The sequence below is a fragment of the Planktothrix agardhii genome, from assembly GCF_904830935.1.
Lineage (GTDB): Bacteria > Cyanobacteriota > Cyanobacteriia > Cyanobacteriales > Microcoleaceae > Planktothrix > Planktothrix agardhii.
Genome location: NZ_LR882952.1, coordinates 1,069,825 through 1,094,673, shown reverse-complemented (window position 1 = coordinate 1,094,673; position 24,849 = coordinate 1,069,825). Strand labels below are relative to the sequence as shown.

The following is a 24,849-nucleotide window of genomic DNA, read 5'->3' as shown; positions in this document are numbered from 1 at the left end:
GATCATAAAGTTTAAATTCATTAATTAATTTTAAACTCAACTTTTTATAGGCGTTGTTCATCTAACAACCTCGATCACTTTACCTGTTAAAATTTGACAGAAAAAGGATAATTTTTCTTGTGGAACAAGGTAGTAATCCCAATAAAAACTATCAACACACTCTCGCCATATATCAATGCTTTCAATCGGATTACCAAATAAATCGGTTATTACATAGGCTTGTTTCTGACAGTATAAAAAAAGAGTATCTTGGTTATGTCCATAAGCAGTATAACTAGGTTTACCATATTCTACAGATATAAAGGGACGAAACTTGTGAAGAAGGGAGACTGCACCTTTAAGAATATCAATTTCCCCTCCCTCAGTATCAATTTTTATGTATTCAACGCCGGGAGAATCTATGAAAAGGTTATCCAGAGTGTCAGTGGCTACAACTATCTTCTCTAAATTTTTAAGTTCAGGATTGTTATATATTCTTTCCTTCAATCCACTTTCTTCAGGCGCGCCATGATTGATAAGAAATTCTGACTTACCCACACTAGAAGATAAAGCAACCTGCTTAACAGTGACATTTGGGTTAGATGAGTATCTGTTTACTAAATGTTCATACTTACTGGGAATAGGCTCAAATATATAAACCTGTTTGGCTCCAATCTGGTTAATAAAGATATCAGAATGCCTACCTGCATGACCTCCAATATCAATGACAGTAGAATTAGAACTTAAAAAAAGTCTATATCCTAACTCAAGTACCTTCTCCCAATCTATACAACCCGGATTATCATAGCTGTGGTGAAGTGTCTCTAATTTTTCAATAACTTCAGGCTTTGAGTCTTTTTGAATGTCTTCTACAATCCCAGACAGGCGCAGAGCCAGGGTATATTTCTCGTCCTCCTGAATCAGACCTGTTTCTGCCTCAGATTGCCCAAACAAAATTATTGGGTGATGACCATATATTTGCTTTGATTTGTTATTCTTATTGTCCTGAGTATCAGATATAGGTTTAAAAAGAGTAGATGTCTCCTGGTAATCCTGGGATTTTAACTTTTTTTGCATAGTTGCATATTGTAGTATGCAATCCTGAATACTTGTCACAGTTAGGTTTCGTTCAACTTCAGGAACGCTGGAAAGCCCCCGATCATTAGCCTGTAATTTCTGCCAATCTCCATGCAAATCAAGCAACCTAGGATTCAATTCTTTAGCTCGTCGATAAGCCTCAGTTGCCTCCGACGATTGCCCCAACTTCATGAATGCTTCCCCTAACTGCTGCAAAACCACCGCCGATCTCGGACACAACTCAGCCGCCTTCCTCAACTCAAAAACAGCATCATGGGAGCGATCTAACTTCTCAAATAACAACCCCAATTCTTGATGTAGCCAACCCGCCTCCGGTTTCAACTCAATCGCCTTCCGATACATCTCAACCGCTTCATCCAACCGTCCCAGCTTTCCCAGGGTTTCCCCTAAATTTTGATAAGCACCATAAAATTGTGGATTATGCTCAATCGCCTGCCGATAAGCGACTACCGATTCTTCTAACTTTCCTTCTCTTAATAGCTGGTTGGCTTGCTGAAAGGCTGTCACCGTCATGGATTCTTCGCTCTCAAAAAATAAGTGTTGCTGGTCTGGGATTTAGTCAATGTGAAACATCCTATCACAATTTCAACATTGAAACCGACAGGCGCAATTGTTAGGAGGACGATTAACCTGCTCAAAAGTTCCCCCTAATTATATGCTAATCTTAGTTTATCATCTTCAAGTATTCAATTTTTTCTGGATATTATTCAAGGGAGAACATTAATAATGGAACCAGAATATGCCACAACTAATGATTGGTATAAAGCCAATCGTCCCCAATTAAAAATATATCGGGGTCAATGGATCGCTTATACGAATAAAGGTGTGATTAGTCATGATCGAGATTTCAGAAAAATGATGGATGCTATCCCCCCGGATACTCCTAAATTAAGTTATACAATTGAGCGAATATTTGAGAATGAATTTATTGAACCTGCTAAGTTTTATCCGGTGAGAATGCGATCGCTAAAAGCTCACGATTGGCAGCCAAAGTATGAATTAATTTTGAAATTTCAAAACACAGAAAAGGTCAAAATTATAGTGGACTCTGGGGCTGATTTTAGCTTAATTACTAGACAGCTTGGTGAGCGATTAGGCTACACTAAAGGAGAGGGAGAAAACCTGGGTAGCGGTGAAGGAATTGGTGGTAGTATTGAATATCTATTAAGACAGGTGGAAATAGAGATAGAAGGTCATCGTTTTACGGCTCCTGTAGCGTGGATACAAAGCGATTTTTGTGAAGAAATTTTGTTAGGCAGAGAGGTAGTGTTTGATTTATTTGATATAGAATTTAAGCAGGCTGATGAGACGATTATTTTTAAATGGCGTGGCGGTCAGGCATAAGCAGTTAATAATAAAAATTGAGGTGATTCAATGAATAATATCGAGAGTTCTAATCTTTATTTCCACTTTCGGGTATTCAGATAATAACTCATGCTTTAACTGGTAAAGAGAGAGGCGTGAACACCCCACTACGGGTTTATTTCTGGTCGGGTAGTGCTAAACAATCTGTTGTTCCCCAACACACATAAACGGGGGTATTGCTATCCGGTAAACTTTCCCCAGTTTTGGGTTGACGAACCATCACATTTTCCCCGGATAATAATTTCACAACATATTGAATATGGGTTCCCAAATACATTGTATTTAATAAACGGCCTTCAAAACAGTTCACAGAACCACTAACAGGATAAAAACTCAAGATCACCTTCTCAGGACGCACACTCACCACCGCCGATGCACCGTTTCTTAAATCCTGTTGAGGGAGTTGAATACCCGGAATTTCAATCTGTTGAATTTCAATATTCAATCCCGTTTCCGTAACAATAAATAAACGGCTGGCATCGACACTTTCAACCGTCCCCCGAAATAGGTTTGTATCCCCAATAAAATCGGCGACAAAAGGAGTTTGAGGATATTCATAAATCTCGTTAGGACTGCCAATTTGTTCAATTCTGCCATCGTGCATAACTGCAATTCGATCAGACAGACTCATGGCTTCCTCTTGGTCGTGGGTGACCATAATAAAAGTTAAACCCAAATTGCGATGGAGATTGGTAAGTTCCACCTGCATTTGTTTCCGCAGTTTTAAATCCAAAGCCCCTAAAGGTTCATCCAATAATAATACGGCTGGACGATTAACTAAGGCCCTAGCTAAAGCAACCCGTTGCTGTTGACCCCCGGACAGTTGAGAGGGATAACGGTTAGCAAAGGATTCCATCTTGACCAAAGCTAACGCTTCCCGAACTTTTTCCTCAACTTCCGGCTTGATCAGACGTTTTAGCCGGAGTCCAAAGGCGATATTTTCCCAAACGGTCAAATGGTTAAACAGAGCATAACTCTGAAATACCGTATTTACCGGACGCAGATAGGCGGGAGTTTGGGTAACGGACTGACCTCGAATTAAGACTTCTCCGGCCGAAGGCATTTCAAACCCAGCTATCAGTCGCAGTGTTGTTGTTTTACCGCAACCTGATGGCCCCAAAATACTAAAAAATTCTCCTCGACGAATATCGAGATCCACGCCACGAACGGCCGTTTCCCCATTAAAAACCTTGAACACTTTACGAAGTTCAACATCAAACTTCGCTGGTGCTCTAATAGCACCTTGATTCTGCGTAGCCGCTTGCAGCATAGTGTTACGTTTGGAGATTTACCCTGATTACAGCTTATCCGATCAACAGTCTTACTGACAAGATGATAGCCTAGGGAAGTCCAGATTGCACTTTGGAGCATGAGACCGATTCCGGTGTAAAATATCGAGCGCGAAAGCGCAGCAATTAAAGGGCTAACTTGGTATGAGGAGTTAAACGAATGAATTGGCAAAAAGATCCCCTGTCCGTCCTGCAAGATACAAGTCGAACGTTTTATATACCCATTAGTCGTTTACCTCCTTTACTCCAAGAAGCAGTGGCATCTGCGTATTTGTGTATGCGGGCGATTGATGAAGTTGAAGATCATCCCGGTTTGGATAATGCCACAAAAGCGCAATTGCTGCATAGGATGAGCCAAAATTTTCAAGCGGCGGTGTGTCGAGAAACTATTGCTGATGATTGGTTTGCGGAATTTTCCGATATTGAAACCTTGGAAGAAGTCACCCTACGGGTGGGAGAATGGGCCAAATTAGCCCCGGAACGGATTGGCCCTCGGATTTGGGATGCAACGGCGGCGATGGCTGACCGGATGGCGTTTTGGGCCGAACGTAATTGGCGGATTGAAACGGAGGCTGAGTTAGATCAATATACCTTCGGTGTGGCTGGGGCTGTGGGGCTGTTGTTATCGGATTTGTGGGCTTGGTATGATGGTACACAAACGCACCGAGTTTACGCCATTGGGTTTGGTCGAGGGTTACAGGCGGTGAATATTCTGCGGAATTATAAAGATGATGGCAGTCGAGGGGTAGATTTTTTTCCCGAAGGTTGGACATCGGAACAAATGCACAGCTATGCAAAACGGAATTTAGCCTTAGCAGATGCCTACACGGGGGCCTTACCCTCTGGCCCAGCCTTGGATTTTTGCCGAATTCCTCTAGCTTTGGCCCATGCTACTTTAAATGTATTAGCAGATGGTCAGGACAAACTAACTCGCAGTGCCGTTGTGGAGTTGATTGAACAGGTTTGTGGTGGTAAATAATAGGAGTTTGTTGTTGCGCTTGGGCGCTAAAAGTTGTTGCGCTTGGGCGCTAAGAGTAAGGGCTAAAGCCCAACAACGGACGAACTTTTTTATGATAATAGGAAAAAATGGCTGAATTTTTGGGAATTGGGGGGACAATTGTGGCGATCGCCACGGCTATTGTACCGCAACAGGGAAGTGTGGGAATTGTTCGGATGTCGGGGAGTGAAGCTCAATCCATTGCCAAACAGTTATTTTATTCCCCAGGACGACAAACTTGGGAAAGTCACCGAATTTTATATGGCTATATTCGCCATCCCCAAACCCAAAAAACCATTGATGAAGCGTTGTTATTACTAATGTTATCTCCCCGTTCCTATACCCGTGAAGATGTGGTGGAATTTCACTGTCACGGGGGGATAATTGCGGTTCAACAAGTGTTACAATTGTGTATAGAATTAGGGGCAAGATTAGCACAACCCGGAGAATTTACCCTACGGGCTTTTTTAAATGGCAGATTAGATTTAACTCAAGCCGAAAGTGTAGCGGAATTAGTCGGATCTCAATCAATTGCGGCGGCACAAACGGCTTTAGCAGGATTACAAGGAAAGTTAGCTAATCCGATTCGAGAATTACGGGCAACCTGTTTAGATATTTTAGCCGAAATTGAAGCCAGGGTAGATTTTGAGGAAGATTTACCCCCGTTAAATGAGTCAGAAATTATCGCCCAAATTCATCAAGTTTTAGAACAATTATCGCAATTCTTAGCAACTGCTGACACGGGTGAACTATTAAGAACTGGGTTAAAAGTAGCAATTGTGGGTCGTCCCAATGTGGGAAAATCGAGTTTATTAAATGCTTGGAGTCGGAGCGATCGCGCCATTGTTACGGACTTACCGGGAACCACACGGGATGTGGTAGAATCGCAATTAGTTGTGGGAGGAATCCCGATTCAAGTATTAGATACGGCGGGAATTCGTCACTCGGAAGATCAGGTGGAAAAAATTGGCATTGAGCGATCGCATCAAGCCGCCCAATCAGCCGATTTAGTGTTATTTACCTTAGATGCTGTTGTGGGTTTAACGGAAGCCGATTTAGAGATTTATCAACAGGTCAAACATCGTCATTTTATTGTTATAATTAATAAAATAGATCGGGTTAAATCAGAGGAATTAGAGGAGTTAAAACAAACCATAATTGACAGTTTAATGATAGAAAATATTGAGATAGTTTCTATGTCAGCCGGGTTCAATCAAGGGATTCCAGATTTAGAAATAGCCATATTAAATTCAGTTTACGGCGAAAATATTCAAGCTGCTAATTTAGAATTTGCGATTAATCAACGTCAAGCCGCCGCCCTAACCCGTGCTAAAATTTGTTTAGAACAAGTGGAAACAACCATTAATGATCAACTTCCCTTTGATTTTTGGACAATTGATCTCCGAGGTGCGATTCATGCGTTAGGAGAAGTCACGGGAGAGGAAGTCACAGAATCGGTTTTAGATAGAATTTTTAGTCGTTTTTGTATTGGGAAATAGTATTAATTCAATTTAATAGCAGTGCCAGCGTCCTCGCTGGCTAGAATAATAATAATTAGAATAATAACTAGAATAATAATTAGAATAATAAACAGAATAATAACTAGAATAATAAACAGAATAATAAACAGAATAATAATTAGAATAATAATTAGAATAATAACTAGAATAATAAACAGAATAATAATTAGAATAATAAACAGAATAATAAACAGAATAATAACTAGAATAATAACTAGAATAATAAACAGAATAATAACTAGAATAATAAACAGAATAATAACTAGAATAATAACTAGCGAGTGAGGACACTCGCACTGCTTAAGGAATAAAACGATAGAGAAGTGCTATGGCAGATATCTACCCTTGGATGTGTAAGTTTTTACACTTTAGACTGTGGAGTTGAAGCATTCAACCCATAATGTTTTTCTTCAAAATCTTCAATTAATTTAACTAAAAGTTCTAGCAATATCTCCTGTTCAGGAGTTAGACTAGGACAAGCTAAGAGTGCTTCCACAATAGCTAAAAATTGTTCATTTTCTGCTTCTGTATTAATCAAATTAGGTAGCATTTTATTAATTATTGTACTGATTTAACAATGCTTTTAAAAACCTTTGACCAGACTGTTCTAAATCATCTTCTAAAGAAAAGGTGAGACTCTGTAAACGGATTGAACTATTAGGAAATAGACCATTTAGAGGTTGATTTAAAGGTTTTGGATAAACTAAAATAGCATTTTGGCTATTTTTCAAAGTAGCATAGGCGATCGCTTGATAAATGTCTTGATTTGACGGTTTGGAATCAGGAATTTTATATTTAGTATCGAGAATAAAGATAACTTGCTTTGTATTTTTATCATAAATAACTAAATCAATCTTAGATTCTATAATTTTACAAAAATCAATATTTTCTTGAGCTTTAATTTCAAAATTAGCGGGAAGATGAAACTTTAACCAAGCATAAACAAAGCGTTCATAGAGTATATCAGTTCTAACTAAAAAAGGAAACATCTGATAATTTCCGACTTGATGCGCTACCCCACAATGATCTAAGAAAAATCGACATAAACTGTGTAAAGTTTGATAATCTTGATTTAATCTATTATAGGATCGATGAATACAATCATCGCCCTTAAAAGGTCGTTGAGTCGCTAAACCTTGTAAGGTATGATAGACTTTTCTAACGGTTGTTGATAGCTGTTCTGAACATAACCCACTGCGACCGATAATATATAATGTCCATAACAAGATTTGATTATCTTCAATATCAGCCGTATACTGATTATATTCGCAATTGAGTTTAACTGTCCCAGGATGTTTAAACTGATATTTAAAATCAACCTTTCCCCGAACATAAGGCAAAAGTTCAGTATTTTTAAGATAAGTTCTATAAAATCCTTTGCGACTTTGAGCTAATATTTTTTGTGTTAAAATATCAGCTAATCGATTATAAAATTCTGGGATAGTTTCACAATGAACAGATCCGTCTAGGAGTTGAAAACTTTTTAAATTATAGGTATATTCTAACATCCTAAATAAATTAGCAATGGGAACTTTAGGTTTTAGGAAAATCTGAATATCAGGAGTTAAGGGAATGAAACCCACATAACTTTTAGCAGTGAGTTTATATTGTTTTTGGGTTTTCGGGGATGGATACTCAATCTCAATATATTTAAGATATTTAGAATAATTATGATAAATGATATCTGCGATCGCTTCTTCTAATTCCTCTGGTTTAAAGAATTTAGGTTGATGTTCTATCAGTTCAATTATTTTCATCAGCATTTAAAACCAGTTTAACTTTAACATTATTCCATCGAAATTGATCTATTTTATCCAGTGCATTATAAAAATATTCTTCTAAATAGGGTTCGATTTCCATTTCCCAGATATCCTGAATATTATCCTCAATATTGGGTATTAGAAAGGACGCCAATCAGAATCCAGTTTAACTTCAACCTTATACCATCGAAATTGTTTTATTTTATCCAGTGCGTTATAGAAATATTCTTCTAAATAGGGTTCGATTTCCATTTCCCAAATATCTTGAATGTTATCCTCAATATTCCATATCATAAAGAAAGATATACCGATTTCATAATTCGGATCATCAATCATTTTGTTAATATCTTGAAGAACTTGAATGAGTTGATATATCGAAAAGTTGATTTGATCGTCTTCATGATAACGTTTTAAAATATTATAATTTGGAGCAATTTTAATAAAAGCAAAACGACGACGCAACGCATGATCAACTAACGCAATAGAACGATCTGCTGTGTTCATAGTTCCAATAATTCTAACATTTCCAGGAATCTTAAAGGGTTCATTACTACCCACTAAATAGATTTCTTGATCTCGATATTCTAATAAATACATTAATTCCCCAAACACATTTGATAAATTTGCTCGATTAATTTCATCAATAATCAAAACACAAATATCATCATAAGCTTCGGCTTTTTTACAAAATTCTAAAAACCGACCGGGAACTAAATCATAAGTTAATTGTCCGTTTTCAGTCCGAGGACGTATTCCTTGAATAAAATCTTCATAACTATAGGAGGGATGAAATTGAATGATTTCTGAAAAACCATCTCTACCCGTAATAAAATGTTCAGCTAATTTTTGGGCAATAAAGGTTTTTCCGGTTCCCGGTGGCCCTTGTAAAATAACTTGTCCTTTGCGGTTAATATTGTTTACCCATCTTAGAAGTTCAGTTTGATCAATTCCTGTTTCTTCAGAACATTGATCTAAAGTATATTCGGGTTGTAAGTTTTGTTCTTCAATATCTGATTTAATATCAGTCATAATTTCATTCAATAATGAGGGGTTAATAGAATTAAAATGATATTTTTTAACAGCTACCAACCAATGAGAAAACATATCAAACAGATCATCATCTCGTAAAGCAGGTCTACCAGGCTGACGCATTTCGGGAGCGAGATTTTTAATAAGTTGTATTCCCGTGTTATTAATATCTGGATAATCAATTAACTGTTGAGTATAAGACGTTTGAACAAAATAGTTAATAACTATTCTTGATTTCTTATTAATCAAAATAAAATTATCGGGTCGAAGTGCATTCAGAATTGGGGAAATTATCCCAGACTGGAACCCTTTAGAGTAAGGTGAATTAGAAAAATTATTGCAAGCATTAATAAGTTTATTTGGGTGATCATTACAATAACGAACAAAATTAAGAATTGCTTGAGCAATATCAAACCATTGTTCTGCTTTTGTCCATTTTGAATATTTATTTCTAACATCTGTAGCAAGCGCAGGTGCAATATGTATCCATGCTCCTCTTTCCCGGTTAGCAGAAGAATCAGTATAGGGAAGTAGTTGTAATAATATAGAATCAGTTACATCTTCTCCCGCATCAGCCGCAGAAATAATCGCTTTAAAATTTCGACAACCTTGTTGACGCTGTTGGTTGTATGCTGCTATATGTCTTAAACCATCCCCAGAATAAGGATAGGAGTCTATAAATTCTAAAAATAATTCAGTAAATTGATCTTGAATATTACTCATATTTAGTTTAAATTTGATTGAGGTCAGTTTGTTATTTTTAAGATGGGGTTATCTGCAAGATTAGTAATTACTTTAAATTCATAATCTGTAATATAACGATAACTTTGAGGAGGATTTATTGTCGGTAATTTTTTTTTAAGAGTGGTTAACTCAATAGGTTTATCAAAGATATTGATACTACTAAAAAAAATAGCAACACCTAATGATGCACCTTGATAATACTGTTTAAAATCTTGATCTGTAATCCCCGCTTTATCTTTGACCTGTTCCCAGAAATATTTCTTTTTTTGAGGTAAATTTTCTGTAATTACCCGTTCTACTTCTAAAGAAGCAACTAAAATTTGTTGAGGAGATGTAACATATACCAAAACTAAATCTCCCGCTTCAAGACGAGTACGAACTCGGCGCAGTTCTACAGTTTTTTTACCTGCTAAAATTTTATCAGCATATTCTGGCTTTATTGAAAGTAGCAATATATTATTAGGCATTATTTTTTAGTGTTTAATTGATTTCCTCGGCAATATAGTATAGCAAATTTTTCCTTAGAAACATAGTACGCAGACTGCATTGTAAATTTATTCTCTAAAACTTCTTGAACCTCATTTAATGGGATAGGTAATTTCAGTAGTTCTGTATGACTAAATTTAATTGCCATAATTTCTTTTTCAGGATCTCCGCCAGCTACATCTAACACATCATTCCATTGATATATACCTAAATTTTGAAATCTACGAAATAGTTCTTGAGGTTTTCCTAATACTACTTCATCAAGACGAGATACAGCACGAATAGAGCTTATATCCTGATAACCTTTATCTTTATCTTTACTTACATACCATATAATTCTTCCTGAAACTCCTGGTTTAAGAGTTTTAGGAACAGATTTAGATTTATAATAAACAGCTTCTGTATTAAGAGCTAAGTCAATTTTACTAGCACCAAATAAGGCTTGATTTGCCAAATTATAATCAAATAAATTTTTCGCCCATTCAGGTTTAATAGGAATAATAAATGTATGAATATCAGCATCAAAAATTTTAGCTGGAAAAAGGAGTTTTTCTATTTCAAATAGTGTTTTTGTTTCTTGAAGTATATTATCAGATGATAGTAAATTGGCAATCTTAACACAGAAATTAAAATCTTCTGAAGATGTTTGAGCAATTATATTTAAGTGATCAGATAACTGTAAAGCTGTATCAGCTATAAATAGATTAGCTCTTAACCAACCGTTAGAGACTTGTATAAAAGTAGAATCTTTTTTAATAGCTTTAGTGGTTTTTTCGGATAGGCAAGAATCTGTAATCCTCGTAAAATTTCGCCTTTCTTTAAGGTTATCAAGGATAGAATTATAAATCAAATGGCCAATAATAGTATCAGCAATAGGGTGATCATCAAGAACTCTGATTATAGGTATTTCTAGTTCATCTGATTTATGTTTATCATATACTAATAAAGCAATTTTATTTTTATTTTCTAAAATATTCCAACATTCAAATTTATCTTTGTCTGTCAAAAATCTCTTGATTTTTTGGATAAACTCTGCTTTCTTTTCCTTGTTTGCTTTTGATAAAAATATTGTTTGTAAATCTTCTTTTCCCCACTGAACAGGAACTTTTGTAATTGACATTCCTGCCATACGAATAGGTTGATACTCTGTTTTGCTCCGAATCTCATCTATTTGAAAAATTAATTCTAAAGGAGAAAGAATAGATAGTTTAAATTGATCATAAAATTCATCTTTAAATTGTAATATTTGCTGATTTTGGGTGACAAAAATATAAGTTTCAGAAGCCAATATCTTTTGAAGATAACGGAAATTGTAGTTATCTAAATCAATATTTTTGCTTTTCAAAAAAATTGCTAATTCATTTTGATTGTCATTATTTTTTTGACCGACATCAAGTAAACTAAAATGTGTACTGAAAGTCATCAATTTTTTTCTTTGTTCAGAATTAGTAATATTATTTATTTGATTACTAATTTCATCAACTAAAGACAAATCTACTTCTGATTGCAACCAATCTGACATAAGAGATTTTGAATCTTTATTTTCTGGATTATCTTGTTCTTCCGCTATTTCAAAAAAGATTGGTGCATCTATAACAACAGATAATTTAGATTCTCTATTGGTTTCGTTTAATATTGATAGTAAATTAGGATGTCCGTAATCAAACCACCAATATGTGTTTTCTTTTCCTTCTGTTTTCGCAGCTTTATCAAACCGAGGGATAAAACCTAACTTTTGCCAAAAGTGATCTAAATTGAAGTCTCGGCGACAAGTTAAACCGATACCTTCATATTGTTTATCAGTATCAGTGATTTTTTTTAAATGATTAACTAATTTTTCGGGTATTCCTTTTTTACGCCAATTTTCACTAATACATAAATGAACTAGCCTAATTCGCTTGTTGTGCCTTTCTTTAGTTTTATATAAAAGATAACCAATACATTCTTTTTGGGGCGAAACAGCAACAATAATAGTTTTTTTAACCGCGTGTTCAATAAATGCACCTTTCGGAAAAAACCCCAATGTTTTATTATTTGCATCACCTAAATTGATTACAGTCTCTAAATAGGGAGAATTTTGATCAATTATTTCAGTATAGATATCGTCTGTATCTTTCATTGGTGTACTGTCCTCTGATTTTTAATTTACCTTTGGTATGGTTAGTTAAAATTGTAGTAACTAACTTTGAAATTGCGATAACAACCAAGCGCTAACTTTCCCATGATTTGTTTGACGACTACGACGAAATGCTTCCTCTAATATTCCCATTTCTAACCCGGGTAAAACTTGAGATTGTTTAATTCTATAACTACCTTGATTTTTAACCTCAAATGCAATAACTTTAACCGCTTGAACATCAATAATCCAATATTCTTGCACCCCTAAAGATTCATAAAGTAAACGTTTTTCCCCTTTATCATCTGCTAAAGAAGAATAGGCAACTTCTATGACTAAATCAGGCGCGGGAAACTGATCTAAATCAATAATTGTGGTTTCCCAAGGAATGATTTCTGCATTCTCACCAATATAAAAAGAAGCATCGGGTTGGGCTTCGTCAAAACCTCTTTTACGGTAGGTGCAGTTATCATGGCCATCTAAATCAATGCCTCGCAGACTGGCAAAGAAACCGACAGCCAAAGAAATAATAAAATGATCACGGGAATGGGGATTTCCTAGGGGTGACATTTCTAACCTCATGCGTCCATTAAAATAGTAACCTCTGGCGTTAGAATAGATGGGATCATTCAGTGCGGTGAGGTATTCATCCCAGGTTGCTGTTACCCAGGTATCGGTCGGAAGTAGAGTTTGGACAGGACTCATAACGGTATCATTGATGAGCGATCGCTTTTATTTTAACAAATTCAAACATAACTTACCAAGTGCTGTTAAATATTTTTTTTCACCCCGGCTCAGGGAGTTTATAATAATAAAATGTTACCCGATTTTAGTTTAATTAGATGGTATTATACAATAAATATCAATAACAAAAAGCCCAAGGATAACCGAGTGGCTTTAGACCCATTTTTTTTGTGAACTAGGAGGATTATTATTTATGGAACAGACTCACGAAACCTTAAAACAACAACTGAGTGCCCTATCCCAACGCTATCCCGATTTAGGCAAACGTCTGGCTGAAACCGCACAAAAACTCAAAACCGCAGGAACTCCGGCGGCCAAAACCTTAGTCGATGAACTGATAGCCTACTCTCAAGACTTTAGCAAGATTCAACAAACCCTACTGAGCCAAGGACAACCAACAGCCAGCCAAGCCACTTCTGTACAACAGTTAGAGAATTTATTGCCAAATCTAAAACCTGCCCCAACCCATCACAAGACGCACCAACAGGCGTTACAAATTTTAGAGCGAGTCCTATCCTTAACCCACAACGAACAAAAAGATTTTCCTCCCTTACAAACGGCTCAAAATCAGGCGCGGGAATTGCAAACCGCAATTTCTCAACAAACTAACCAACTGCATTCCGGGGCGGAAGCCTTAGCAACCGGAAATCATCCCTTGGTGGCGTTAGTTAATTTAGTCGAAAAACAAGACAGTTTAGACGATAATCAATGGGGGATTTTAGAAGAACAAATTACTGGTGCTTTTGGTAAATCTTTGGGTGTGGCAATTTCCAGGGGGAAAATTAATTTTACTGTTAAAACCACTGTTGTTTCTGCTGTTACTGCTCCGAAACCTGCAATTCCTGATATTGTAATTTTGGATGAACCTCAAGGATCTCGCGGCCCGGAATTAATTATTGTTCCCAGTATTGATGTTACGAAATTACCGCCAACAATTGATGGTAAAAATATCTTTTTTGGCAATGCTCCCCTAGTAGGTAAAACTCAAGAAAAAGCGACTCTTTCTAATATTAACTTAAAGATTTTAGTCCATTTACAAGGATTCGGCGATCGCACTTTTGCCGCCAGGGAATACGCAGGAACCCGGGGACAGGGACGGCGTTTAGAAGCCTTTCAAATTAATATTGATCCAGCTATTGCGGGTTTAAGTTTGCGCTATATGGCTCATATCGCAGCCATTGGTGACACACCCCTAACTCCCGAAGGTGAACTGGTGGGAGAGCGGGGCAAAAACCGACAAATCGAAGGATTAGCCATTGAATTGATCGGCCCCCAAGCCCCTAACTACACGGTCTTCTATACCGCCCATATCCAAAATAAAGGAGATGTTCCCGTCTGCACTAACGGCGAATACTGCGGCACCAAGGGTCAAGGGTTAAGGATTGAAGGGATGAAAATTTGGATTGAAGCTAAATAAAAGGCAATAAATGGGCAAGAGGGAAATACTATGAGTCATCACATCCTTAATTATCAGATTTCACCTATTGCCTATTGCCTATTCCCCATTGCCTATTTACGTTTTTTCCGAAGTTAATATATCAATCCTACTCAATAAGTTGCAATCTAGGATAGGATATAGTCGTTTTACCAAATCAACTGAAGATTTAAAACAAATCCTGGTAAAATATCTTCTTCCGATAAAGTTGGGGGATTTTCTAAAATTTCCTTTTCTTGTCCCTGACGATAAATTTCGACTTGACGGTTTTTCGGGTTAATTAACCAACCTAAACGAGAACCATTATCAATATATTCCTGCATTTTATCTTGTAGGGGTTTTAAAGAATCACTAGGAGAACGCAATTCTATGATAAAATCAGGACAGATTGGCGGGAATTTCTCTCGCTGTTCGGGGGTGAGAGATTCCCATTTTCCTAACAGTATCCAAGCCGCATCGGGGGAACGATCTCCACCATTAGGAAGTTTAAAACAAGTGGAAGAATCAAAGACAATTCCTAACTTAGTTTGTCGATTCCATAAATTTAATTCAAAATTAATATCTGAGTTACGTTTTCCAGTTTCCCCTCCTGTCGGTGGCATAATAATTAAGTCTCCTTTGGCGGTTCGTTCTAATTTTAATTCGCGGTTAGCGACACAAAGTTGATAAAATTGTTCATCGGTAATCGGGACGGTTTCTGGATTGTTTAAAATTAATGCTGTCATGTTTTTATCTCCTTGATAATGGTGATTAAAACTAAACCTATTAAAACCCTAACATATCCCACACTTCTAATCTCTTTCTGACCCGACTTTGAAACAGCCCTGCCATCCCCTGCCCCTCTACCCCTGAAGTGCCACAACTAACACTAATAAAAAGGCTTCTGTCCATTCAACAACAGCCCCATAAGTATCTCCGGTGTGTCCCCCCAAACGGGCGTTAAACCAAGCCCCAATTAAAATCGCGATCGCACTTCCCCCTAAAGCCAGACCCACAGCCACTAACCAACTTTGGGGATGGAGAATCATTAATATCCCACTTAAACCCATCAGCATCAGCACACCCGGAACTAAATCCCAGGAAGAATAGGGGGTATCTTTATGAAAAGCCCCTTTTCCTGTAGCTTTCAAATAGGGATAACGGGCGATCACCACCAATTGTCCCCACCGTCCCCAACCCGCTACGGCCATTAAAATTAATCCCCGGTCGGCCGTAATATCGCTTAAAGCCGCCACCTTCAACAAAACGATCGCGATCGCGGCCATTACCCCAAAGGCTCCCGTAACGCTATCTGCCATCACTTCCAGGCGTCGATTTGGGTCAGCCACAGCCAAACCATCAGCCGCATCCATGGCTCCATCTAAATGCAATCCTCCAGTAATTCCAATTCCGGTCACAATCACCAATACCGAGCGCGTCAAGACCGGACACCCTAATAGAGATAGTCCCCCATCCATCAATCCTAAAATACCCCCAATCAATATCCCAATCACCGGAGCAAAACGAGCGATACCGCGAAACTCCAAAGTCCAAGAGAGGGGAATGGGAAAACAGGTATAAAAAGCGATCGCTGCTGCTAATGCCGCCCCCTGGCGCTGGAAAAATTTGGAGAGCGATCGAAAGTAATCCTCTGACATGGTAAAAAATTAAATTTGCATAGATGTATGAATATTTTCTAGGGTATGCCAGAATTGAAATAGCAACTCAGGTTTTGTCTGAAAGTCAAAACACTTCAATCGGAGTTTACCAACTCCAGGGTTGTTAAATCGCAGTTCCAAAAACAAATCCATCCTTTTTGATTGCTTCCGATCATCAAAGATTAGAGAAGGAACAGAGGAACAAAAGATTTAAGGTTCCCTAATTAGAAGGTGTATAGTCGTCAGCTACCTGTACAGCCAGATACCTTTGTTCGTAATTCCTCAAAACCTAGGGATGGGAAGACTTCGCAACTACAAATTTCATTTAACAGAATCATTGCCATTCTGTAATTCACAGATTACATCTGAGGCTTTTGTTCCATGAGTTATGATCAACTAGACTACAGGGTCTCTGCTCCTTGCATTATTGATACGGGGATCATTGTTAACAAGCGGGATATGCAAAAACTGCTTGTTGATTTGGGTCGTGTCCGTTATATTAGTATTCAAGACGGACAGGTATGCAGCGAAGCAGAAGGATACATCCTAGAAGTTTTTGCCAAGCCACAACAGGCGACTTTAGTTGCCAATCATTCGTTGTATTTGAATGTTTATAGTTTCGATTACTTAGAACTCAAGCAATCTTCTGAGCAAGAAACTTATTTTGATCTAGTTCAAGAAGGGGGGAGATTATTACGATTAATTCCCTTAACAAATCCCTTACAAGAACAATTTAATCGTAATTTTAATACAGCGGCTCTTGATGCAGTTATGGATCAAGTTTTGTCATCAAATTGGGAGAATCCCCTAGATGATGAAGACTGTCCATTCTAAGTAATTAAGCCGTTTTCTATTGTTTTATGTCACATCCTTTTTCCTTTGAAATTCAGGCGCGCTGTAGTCAAACTAAAGCCCGTGTTGGCCTATTTCATACTCCCCATGGTTGGGTAGAAACCCCGCGATTTATGCCCGTGGGAACCCTCGCCAATGTCAAAACCCTGACTCCAGCACACCTCAAGGATGCGGGCGCCCAGATGGTTTTATCTAATACCTATCACCTACATTTACAACCCGGAGAAAAAATTGTCGCTGGGGCGGGGGGACTCCATCGGTTTATGGGCTGGGATGGCCCAATGTTGACGGACTCTGGGGGGTTTCAAGTATTTAGTTTAAGTAAAATTAACACCATTACCGAAGAAGGTGTTACCTTTCGTTCTCCCCATGATGGACGACTGATTAACTTTACCCCAGAACTTTCGATCCAAATTCAAAACGAATTAGGGGCGGATGTGATTATGGCCTTTGATGAATGTCCTCCCTATCCAGCGACCCGGGAGGCGGTTGTCAAGGCCACCGAACGGACAAAACGCTGGTTAGAACGGTGTATTAAGGCCCATAAACGGCCTGACCAAGCCCTATTTGGAATTGTTCAGGGGGGAGTTCATGGGGACTTACGACAACAGGCGGCGCGAGATTTAGTGGAATTTGATCTCCCCGGATACGCCATTGGTGGGGTGAGTGTGGGGGAACCTTCGGCTTTAATTGAAAAGATTGTTCAGGTGACAACCCCAATTTTACCGTTTAATAAACCCCGTTATTTAATGGGAATCGGAACCTATCGAGAAATGGCCCAAGCGATCGCCGCCGGGATTGATTTATTTGATTGTGTAATTCCGACCCGTTTAGGACGTCATGGGGCGGCGTTAGTTCAAGGAGAACGATGGAATTTAAAAAATGCTCAATTTAGGGAGGATTTTCGGCCATTAGATGCCACTTGTCCCTGTTATACCTGTCAAAATTTTAGTCGAGCTTATCTGAGTCATTTGGTACGAGCTAAGGAAGTTTTGGGTTATACCCTAATTGCCATTCATAATGTTACCGAATTAATTCGTTTTACCCAAAGAATTCGAGAGTCGATTTTAAATCATCGGTTTGCGGAGGAGTTTCAATTTTGGCTGACTTCAACCGATGCGGAAGCCACCTTAGAGGACGACGAAATCGACAAACGTTCCGATCATTAACCTCCCTCTTAGTAAGCCCTAAAGGGCTTCTTCATTGATTTTTGACATTTTTAGTATCTTAACAAAAGTAAAGTTTAATTTAACCACAAAGACACAAAGACACAAAGTTTAACCCCCCTGTTTTTTCTCTAATTCATCAATTCTGATTTTGGTTTCTTGGGCTGCTTTTTGATTTCCGGTTTTTTCCAGAATGGCTAAGGCTTCTTTCCAGGTTTGGAGGGCTTGGGAATATTCCCCTTGCCCATAATAAAGCGTTGCTAAATTATTTAAAGCTGCGGTTAAATTATTTTGATCATTGGCTAATTTTGCCAATTCAATTGCTTTTTGATAGGAGCTTAAAGCCTGATCTGGTTGTTTTAATTTTTCCTGAATTTCTCCGATTAAATTATGAATTTTTGCCGCCCCCGTATTATCCGCAATTCGAGTCATGAATTCTGACGCTTGTTTTAAATAAACTAAAGCCTGGGTATCATCTCCTAATTGACGATATAATAACGCCATATTACCTAATAGTCGTCCGACTCCGGCTTGATCACCAATTTGACGCCGCAGGGCTAAAGCCTGTTGATAAATTTCTAAGGCTTTTTGGGTATCTCCTTGAACTAAATATAACGCCCCTAAATTATTTAAGGTGCGACTCAGATCCCGTTTATCCCCCACTTCTTCCCTAACTTTTCGGGCGTCTTGATAGAATTTTAAGGCTTGATCATATTGTTTTAAACTGCTATAATCGGAGGCTAAATTATGTAAAGATTCAGCAATATTAGGTCGATCATTAATAGACTGAGCAATTTGTAAAGCTTCTTGATGGAGTTTCAAGGCTTCTGAGATTTTGTTTTGATTGCGATAGGAAAATCCGATTAAATTTAAACTCCGACTGATTCCTATTTGATACTCTGGATTTTTATTTTCTGCTTGTTGATTTAATTGTCGATAGGACGTGAGAGCTTGTTGTAGGACTTTTAAGGCTTCTGTATCGTTGCCTAAATTACTATAAACTTCTCCAATATAAGTTAGGGTTTCGGCAATTTCTTCGGGTTTACCTTGTTTTTGTTGTTGTTCCAAAACCTTTTTAAATGTGGCTAAGGCTTCAGGAAATAACCCTTGACGAAATTGTTCAACCCCGATTTTAAATAAAGCATTAATATCAGGTTTGGCTGGGGTTTGAGCTAGAACTATTGTTGATTGTCCTCCGATAAAATTGCACGGGGGGGTATGGAGTAACAACCAACTGATTCCTACGCCGAGGGAAATTTGCAAAACTCCCGAATTAACCGTTAGAATACCCAGGGGTTTTAATAAAAATAACCGTTTTTGAAACAACAACCAATTATTCATGGCAAGATTTAAGAATAAACACCGGATATGAGAGAAAAAATAACGGAATGGGGAAACACAAAGAATTGATATTCGGTGATTTTTCCTGTCCCACCCGCGATTAAGTTCACCTCTATATTAATATTGATCAAAATGCTCCTGAATTTAACTGTTGATACTATTCTTAACCGTGCTGTAGCAGGTGATGACCTATCCCCAGAGGATGGGGTGATTTTGCTCGAACAAACTGATCCGGTGATTCGGGAGAATATTCGGCTGGTGAGTGATACCTTGCGATCGCAACAAGCAGGGGAGACTGTTACCTATATTATTAATCGCAATATCAATTTTACGAATATTTGTGAACAGCATTGCAGTTTTTGTGCCTTTCGTCGAGATGCGGGGGAGGAAGGAGCTTTTTGGTTAGACATTCAGCAAATTTTGGAAAAAACAGCCGATGCAGTTACCAGAGGGGCGACGGAAATTTGTATGCAGGGGGGGTTAAACTTAGAAGCGAAAATTCAAGGAAAATCCTTACCCTATTATCTAAATTTAGTCCAAGCCATTAAGACTAAATTTCCTCACCTGCATTTTCATGGCTTTTCACCCCAAGAAGTCCAATTTATCGCCAGAGAAGATGATCTCAGTTACGCGGATGTGATTATGGCTTTAAAAGATGGGGGAGTGGGTTCGATGCCGGGAACTGCTGCGGAAATTCTAGCAGATTCAGTCCGAAATATTATCTGTCCTGAAAAAATTAATACTGCCACTTGGTTAGAAATTGTTGAAACAGCCCATGGTTTGGGGGTTCCGACTACGAGTACGATGTTATCGGGTCATATTGAAACACCCCAACAGCAAATGCACCATTTACAGCAGTTGCGATCGCTACAACAAAAAGCCCAGAATTATCCGGCTAGAATTACGGAATTTATTATTTTACCGTTTGTGGGAGAAATGGCTCCAGCCCCTTTGCGGCGACGGGTAGGACGGGATCAACCGATTTTAGCGGATACTTTGTTATTAACGGCGGTGGCTCGAATTTTCCTGGGAAATTGGATCTCTAACCACCAACCCAGTTGGGTGAAATTAGGGTTAGAAGGGGCGACGGAAGCCCTGCGATGGGGTTGTAATGATATTGGGGGTACTTTAATGGAGGAACACATCACTACCATGGCGGGTGCTAAAGGTGGCACTTGCATGGAGCCAGAAACTTTGAAAAAAGCGATCGCGTCCCTGGGGCGTCCTCATCAACAACGGGATACGGTTTATAAGAGGGTAATGGGTAATACTTCGACTTCGCTCAGTAACAGGGTAATGGGTAATTCGTAATTCGTAATTCGTAATTCGTAATTAAAAAAAAGACTCGCCCGGATGAAGATTAAATCATCTTGACGAGTCGAAAGGACAAAACAGAAACTTTGATTTTCAGGCGACAGAACTGTCATTTAATTCTTCAGTTAATTCTTCAGTTGAACCATCATTATGGGAATTTCTGTAAAGACTGGGTAAAGAGCCACTCCAGTTGAAAATTTTCTTATAGAATCACATCTTATTGGTCTATTTGTCTTAAAATTGCTGGGTGTATTCTGGCTCCTGGTAACAATTATCTGTAAAATAATCGAGCCAGTTACAGTTTCACATTCAGAGGTGGACAATGATTGATGAAGGTGTCGTTAAATATTCCTGTGAATGGGTTTTGGGGGAAAGAGTTGCTCTGGAATCGATCAAATCTTTAATCCAATGGCGAAATCACATTCATAAATTAGGATTAATTGGGGTTTATGACAATGGTATTGGATTTGGAAATATCAGTATCCGTATTCCTCATACTTTACAATTTATTATTTCTGGGAGTCAAACCGGACATTTAGCTGAATTAGAACCCGAACATTATACCGTTGTGACGGATTTTGATATTCAACACAATCATCTCACCTGTTACGGGCCAATTCAAGCCTCCTCTGAATCCCTAACCCATGCTGCAATTTATAGTTATCAACCCGATATTAATGCCATTATTCATGTTCATCACCCCCAACTTTGGCACGATCTATTATATCAAGTTCCGACTACCCGGAAACAAGTTCAATATGGAACCCCAGAAATGACAAAGGAAATGTTTAGATTGTTTGAGCAAGAAAATTTAAGTCAGCAAAAAATATTAGTGATGGCTGGACATGAAGATGGATTTTTAACCTTTGGAAAAGATTTAGATGAAGCAGGAGAAATATTATTGAACTATAGCAATCCTATTTGAGTTGTATCCAAAATTTAAGCTGGGTTTGAATATTTTGGGCGATTAAAATAGCTTCATCTACCCCAGTTTTGGGTAGAATAATGGCAAATTCTTCCCCCCCCCCATATCGGGCGACGAGACCCGTAGAATATCTCATGGCTTTAGAAATAGCCTGGGCTACCTCTCGCAAAGCCTGATCCCCGGCTAAATGTCCATAGGTATCATTATAGGGTTTAAAGACATCTAAATCGCAGATAATCACTGATAAGGGGGCTTGTTCTTGAGATAATTGATCCCATTGACTTTGTAAATATTCATCAAAATAACGACGGTTAGCAATTCCGGTTAAACTATCAGAAGTTGCCAAATATTTTAATTCATGATTAACAATTTGTAACTGATGATAAAGTTCTGATTGTTGAATAGCGTAATTCGGTCAAATGCTGCTTCAGCAAGCCCTATCTAGGATACTATAATGATAAAGTGCTTCTAATCGTTGATTTTCCTGAACACTCGGAGATGGGGACATATCTTGAGGTAACCTAGAATAACTACCAATTATATCTGCTTTGGATTAGCACAAATGAAGCGTCATTCTTTAATAGGGATGGTTTTAACAACATTTTTTATAGTTTTAATCAGTCAAATCCCAACTATTGCCACCGATGATAAAATTCCATTTCAACCCCACCCTTTACCAGAAAGTTTAGAACATTGGCAAGATCCAAACAATCAAGGGGATTATTTTGATAAAATTGAAGCTCCTAATTTTGGTCATTTAGTTTTTTCAAACTTTCCGATCAAAGTTTATATTGAAAATCCCGTTTCCGAGCAAAACTGGAAAGAAAGTATTTCATCGGCTATTTTTAAATGGCATAATTATCTACCCTTCAATCTAGTTGAAGAACCTGAAAATGCTGATATTGAAATTATTAGAAAAAATCCTCCCCTAGACCCCCAGAAAAAACGCGCTAGTTCCGCAGAAACCCGTTATCAAGTTTCGGTTAAATATACCCCCCAAGGGTTTCCCTATTTATCCCACCGCTTTACAATTTGGTTAAGTCCCACCCAAACCGGAAAATATATTCAAGCCGCCGTCCTGCATGAATTTGGTCATGCTTTAGGAATTTGGGGTCATAGTCCTGAACCCACAGACGTCATGTATTTTTCCCAAGTTCGAGAACCCCCGCCTATTTCTGCTAGAGATATTAATACTTTAAAACGGATTTATCAACAACCGACTCGTTTAGGCTGGCCTGTATTGTAGTAGGTAATGGGTAATGGGTTTTGGGAGGGAAAGAATTTACAGTCGGGTTTGCTGGATTAGTCTTAATTAAACACCAGCAAAAGCGCGACTGTAGTAGGAATTAATGATTAGAAACGTAAGTTGCTAATCCTCTGAATTTAAGCCCTAAAATAATATCATTCCATTCGGAACCTAAATAGTTTCCAGTCATAGTAATAGCATTAATAAAGTAGAATCCATCTAAATCCGTTGCTTGTTCTGCCCAATTATTAATATCAAATGAGTCAGTTTTATTAAATTCTGGTACAGTTTTATTATTATTTTCATCGGGTAATACATAGAGATTGTCTCCGTATTTCTCCACAATTGTTACCCCTTTAACTTTATGAATCTTCATCGGGGAAATTGTTTTTGATGGGTTGTATCCTTGAATAATTTTCATGTCAACCTTTCCTTGAGGGTAATGATTACATTGAATTCCTGAGTGTGAGTCGGATTAGAATGATGTTGATATTGCTACTATCTCTGGTAAAGTCGGTTCTGATAGGGAAGATTGTTCCAGTTTTTGGCGCGTCCCCAAAATCTTTGCTCCCAATACACAAAAGACGAAATCCATTATGTAACGGATGTGACAGTTGAGCAAGTGGTTTTGCCATTGTCGTTACTTTTTGTAAAATTTCCGGTTTTTGATTATTCTTTCTTGAATAAAAAAACCCCTCTCTGGGACTGAGAAGGGAATAGGGAATAGGGAATAGGGATTTTAACGGACTGCTACGGCGGTTTCTTCTAATATAATTTCGCAGGTATCACCGTTATATCCTCGTTTGGGTTGAACAAAAACTTGATCACCCGCTTGTAGTTCCAGTTTGTTCAACTGTTCTTTGCTTAAATGGGCAACAATTTCACGCCCATCGGCTAGGGTTAAATCCACTTGAATATCCCAGCCTAAATGAGTCACCCGTTTCACGTCTGCAACAGCACTAAGTTGTTGATAATTACTGGTATGTAATTCCAGATCATGGGGACGAACAAAAATATTAGTAGCAGTAGAATCTAAATCAAAATCTTGAAATAGTGTTGTATGACGGGGTAACAGATTCACGCTACCGATAAACTGCATAACAAAGGGGGTCGCCGGGTGATCATAAATTTCTGAGGGGGTTCCCACCTGTTCAATTTTGCCCTGATTCATCACCACAATTTCATCCGCGACAGCCATGGCTTCTTCTTGATCATGGGTGACAAATACACTGGTAACGTGAACTTCATCGTGTAGTTGACGTAACCAACTGCGTAATTCTAAGCGAACTTTGGCATCTAAGGCCCCAAAGGGTTCATCGAGTAATAAAACCTGGGGTTGCACGGCTAAAGCTCGGGCTAAAGCCACCCGTTGACGTTGACCGCCAGAAAGTTGGGAGGGATAACGATTTCCTAATCCGGTTAACTGAATTAAGTCTAATAATTCCTCAACTCTGGCTGTAATTTTTTGCCGAGGATGTTTGCGAATTTCCAAACCAAAGGCGATATTTTGACGGACATTTAGATGTTTAAACAGGGCATAATGTTGGAAGACAAATCCAATATTGCGCTTTCTGACATCTAAATAAGTGGTATCTTGACCGTTGATAATAATTTGTCCACTGGTAGGGGGTTCTAATCCAGCTATCGCTCTTAATAAAGTAGACTTTCCTGAACCCGAAGGCCCTAATAATGCGACTAAAGTTCCATCTTTAATTTCCAAGTTAATGTTATCTAAGGCTTGAAAATTACCGAATACTTGAGAAACGTTGTTAATGACAATACCCATAGTACCTCACAATAAAAGAT

Annotated in this window: 24 protein-coding genes; 9 read left to right on the top strand and 15 right to left on the bottom strand. The window is 38.2% G+C overall.

The window, feature by feature from the left end:
• Window positions 1–57: 57 nt before the first annotated feature.
• Window positions 58–1,590, bottom strand: coding sequence for a protein arginine N-methyltransferase (locus tag NMG88_RS05095; RefSeq protein WP_254035167.1), 1,533 nt, complete (start codon window positions 1,588–1,590; stop codon window positions 58–60).
• Window positions 1,591–1,803: 213 nt separating this feature from the next.
• On the opposite strand from NMG88_RS05095, the gene NMG88_RS05090 reads away from it, so the two are divergent.
• Complete coding sequence (locus tag NMG88_RS05090) at window positions 1,804–2,421, top strand: aspartyl protease family protein (RefSeq protein ID WP_254035166.1); 618 nt, start codon at window positions 1,804–1,806, stop codon at window positions 2,419–2,421.
• Window positions 2,422–2,557: 136 nt separating this feature from the next.
• Here the strand turns inward: NMG88_RS05090 and NMG88_RS05085 are convergent, their stop codons facing one another.
• A complete protein-coding gene (locus NMG88_RS05085) occupies window positions 2,558–3,712 on the bottom strand; it encodes an ABC transporter ATP-binding protein (protein WP_227357779.1) in 1,155 nt (384 codons plus the stop codon).
• Between the two features lie 179 nt (window positions 3,713–3,891).
• On the opposite strand from NMG88_RS05085, the gene NMG88_RS05080 reads away from it, so the two are divergent.
• Both NMG88_RS05080 and mnmE read left to right on the top strand, forming a co-directional pair.
• The gene (locus NMG88_RS05080; RefSeq protein WP_042152380.1) at window positions 3,892–4,710 is read left to right on the top strand and encodes a squalene/phytoene synthase family protein; all 819 of its coding nucleotides are present in this window, start codon (window positions 3,892–3,894) and stop codon (window positions 4,708–4,710) included.
• A 107-nt stretch (window positions 4,711–4,817) separates the two neighbouring features.
• Entirely contained in the window at window positions 4,818–6,227 is a 1,410-nt protein-coding gene (gene mnmE, locus NMG88_RS05075) for a tRNA uridine-5-carboxymethylaminomethyl(34) synthesis GTPase MnmE (protein ID WP_227350184.1), read from the top strand.
• Between the two features lie 382 nt (window positions 6,228–6,609).
• On the opposite strand, the gene NMG88_RS05070 is transcribed toward mnmE, so the two are convergent.
• From NMG88_RS05070 to NMG88_RS05045, 7 genes are read right to left on the bottom strand one after another with little or no spacing between them, the layout of a single operon-like run.
• Entirely contained in the window at window positions 6,610–6,798 is a 189-nt protein-coding gene (locus NMG88_RS05070; protein WP_043936989.1) for a zinc-binding metallopeptidase family protein, read from the bottom strand.
• Between the two features lie 4 nt (window positions 6,799–6,802).
• Window positions 6,803–8,005, bottom strand: a complete 1,203-nt coding sequence (locus NMG88_RS05065) for an McrC family protein (protein ID WP_254035165.1) — start codon at window positions 8,003–8,005, stop codon at window positions 6,803–6,805.
• Entirely contained in the window at window positions 7,992–8,108 is a 117-nt protein-coding gene (locus NMG88_RS22795) for a hypothetical protein (RefSeq protein ID WP_488168647.1), read from the bottom strand. Before NMG88_RS22795 ends, NMG88_RS05065 begins: the two co-directional genes overlap by 14 nt.
• 38 nt (window positions 8,109–8,146) lie before the next feature.
• Window positions 8,147–9,760, bottom strand: a complete 1,614-nt coding sequence (locus NMG88_RS05060; protein ID WP_254035164.1) for an McrB family protein — start codon at window positions 9,758–9,760, stop codon at window positions 8,147–8,149.
• Between the two features lie 23 nt (window positions 9,761–9,783).
• Window positions 9,784–10,248, bottom strand: a complete 465-nt coding sequence (locus tag NMG88_RS05055; protein ID WP_235758180.1) for an ASCH domain-containing protein — start codon at window positions 10,246–10,248, stop codon at window positions 9,784–9,786.
• Window positions 10,248–12,386 carry a GNAT family N-acetyltransferase gene (locus NMG88_RS05050; protein WP_042152370.1) on the bottom strand — a complete coding sequence of 713 codons (2,139 nt, stop codon included), beginning with the start codon at window positions 12,384–12,386 and terminating at the stop codon, window positions 10,248–10,250. Before NMG88_RS05050 ends, NMG88_RS05055 begins: the two co-directional genes overlap by 1 nt.
• A gap of 60 nt (window positions 12,387–12,446) precedes the next feature.
• Window positions 12,447–13,088, bottom strand: a complete 642-nt coding sequence (locus NMG88_RS05045) for a Uma2 family endonuclease (protein WP_254035163.1) — start codon at window positions 13,086–13,088, stop codon at window positions 12,447–12,449.
• Window positions 13,089–13,320: 232 nt separating this feature from the next.
• Between NMG88_RS05045 and NMG88_RS05040 the strand changes: the two genes are divergently transcribed.
• Window positions 13,321–14,544, top strand: coding sequence for a hydrogenase (locus tag NMG88_RS05040; protein ID WP_254035162.1), 1,224 nt, complete (start codon window positions 13,321–13,323; stop codon window positions 14,542–14,544).
• A 167-nt stretch (window positions 14,545–14,711) separates the two neighbouring features.
• On the opposite strand, the gene NMG88_RS05035 is transcribed toward NMG88_RS05040, so the two are convergent.
• Both NMG88_RS05035 and cobS read right to left on the bottom strand, forming a co-directional pair.
• Complete coding sequence (locus tag NMG88_RS05035; RefSeq protein WP_042152363.1) at window positions 14,712–15,287, bottom strand: Uma2 family endonuclease; 576 nt, start codon at window positions 15,285–15,287, stop codon at window positions 14,712–14,714.
• A gap of 117 nt (window positions 15,288–15,404) precedes the next feature.
• The gene (cobS, locus tag NMG88_RS05030; protein ID WP_227397565.1) at window positions 15,405–16,199 is read right to left on the bottom strand and encodes an adenosylcobinamide-GDP ribazoletransferase; all 795 of its coding nucleotides are present in this window, start codon (window positions 16,197–16,199) and stop codon (window positions 15,405–15,407) included.
• Between the two features lie 381 nt (window positions 16,200–16,580).
• On the opposite strand from cobS, the gene NMG88_RS05025 reads away from it, so the two are divergent.
• Together NMG88_RS05025 and tgt are read left to right on the top strand one after the other, a co-directional pair.
• Window positions 16,581–17,033 (top strand): hypothetical protein, encoded by a 453-nt coding sequence (locus tag NMG88_RS05025; RefSeq protein WP_042152356.1) that lies wholly within the window; start codon window positions 16,581–16,583, stop codon window positions 17,031–17,033.
• 26 nt (window positions 17,034–17,059) lie between these two features.
• The gene (gene tgt / locus NMG88_RS05020) at window positions 17,060–18,220 is read left to right on the top strand and encodes a tRNA guanosine(34) transglycosylase Tgt (RefSeq protein WP_254035161.1); all 1,161 of its coding nucleotides are present in this window, start codon (window positions 17,060–17,062) and stop codon (window positions 18,218–18,220) included.
• Window positions 18,221–18,328: 108 nt separating this feature from the next.
• On the opposite strand, the gene NMG88_RS05015 is transcribed toward tgt, so the two are convergent.
• Window positions 18,329–19,558, bottom strand: coding sequence for a tetratricopeptide repeat protein (locus tag NMG88_RS05015; protein ID WP_235751108.1), 1,230 nt, complete (start codon window positions 19,556–19,558; stop codon window positions 18,329–18,331).
• A 132-nt stretch (window positions 19,559–19,690) separates the two neighbouring features.
• Here NMG88_RS05015 and cofH point away from each other — a divergent pair, with 132 nt between their 5' ends.
• Window positions 19,691–20,869: a 7,8-didemethyl-8-hydroxy-5-deazariboflavin synthase subunit CofH gene (cofH, locus tag NMG88_RS05010; RefSeq protein ID WP_227350178.1), complete on the top strand. Its 1,179-nt coding sequence runs from the start codon at window positions 19,691–19,693 to the stop codon at window positions 20,867–20,869.
• Between the two features lie 325 nt (window positions 20,870–21,194).
• Entirely contained in the window at window positions 21,195–21,797 is a 603-nt protein-coding gene (locus tag NMG88_RS05005; RefSeq protein ID WP_042152348.1) for a class II aldolase/adducin family protein, read from the top strand.
• Here the strand turns inward: NMG88_RS05005 and NMG88_RS05000 are convergent.
• Window positions 21,790–22,143, bottom strand: coding sequence for a diguanylate cyclase (locus NMG88_RS05000; RefSeq protein ID WP_227350176.1), 354 nt, complete (start codon window positions 22,141–22,143; stop codon window positions 21,790–21,792). The genes NMG88_RS05005 and NMG88_RS05000 overlap by 8 nt on opposite strands.
• A 216-nt stretch (window positions 22,144–22,359) precedes the next feature.
• On the opposite strand from NMG88_RS05000, the gene NMG88_RS04995 reads away from it, so the two are divergent.
• Entirely contained in the window at window positions 22,360–23,043 is a 684-nt protein-coding gene (locus tag NMG88_RS04995; RefSeq protein ID WP_026786486.1) for a matrixin family metalloprotease, read from the top strand.
• 100 nt (window positions 23,044–23,143) lie between these two features.
• Here NMG88_RS04995 and NMG88_RS04990 read toward each other — a convergent pair whose 3' ends face one another.
• Complete coding sequence (locus NMG88_RS04990; RefSeq protein ID WP_042152344.1) at window positions 23,144–23,464, bottom strand: hypothetical protein; 321 nt, start codon at window positions 23,462–23,464, stop codon at window positions 23,144–23,146.
• A 318-nt stretch (window positions 23,465–23,782) separates the two neighbouring features.
• Window positions 23,783–24,829, bottom strand: a complete 1,047-nt coding sequence (locus tag NMG88_RS04985) for a sulfate/molybdate ABC transporter ATP-binding protein (RefSeq protein WP_042152342.1) — start codon at window positions 24,827–24,829, stop codon at window positions 23,783–23,785.
• Window positions 24,830–24,849: the final 20 nt, after the last annotated feature.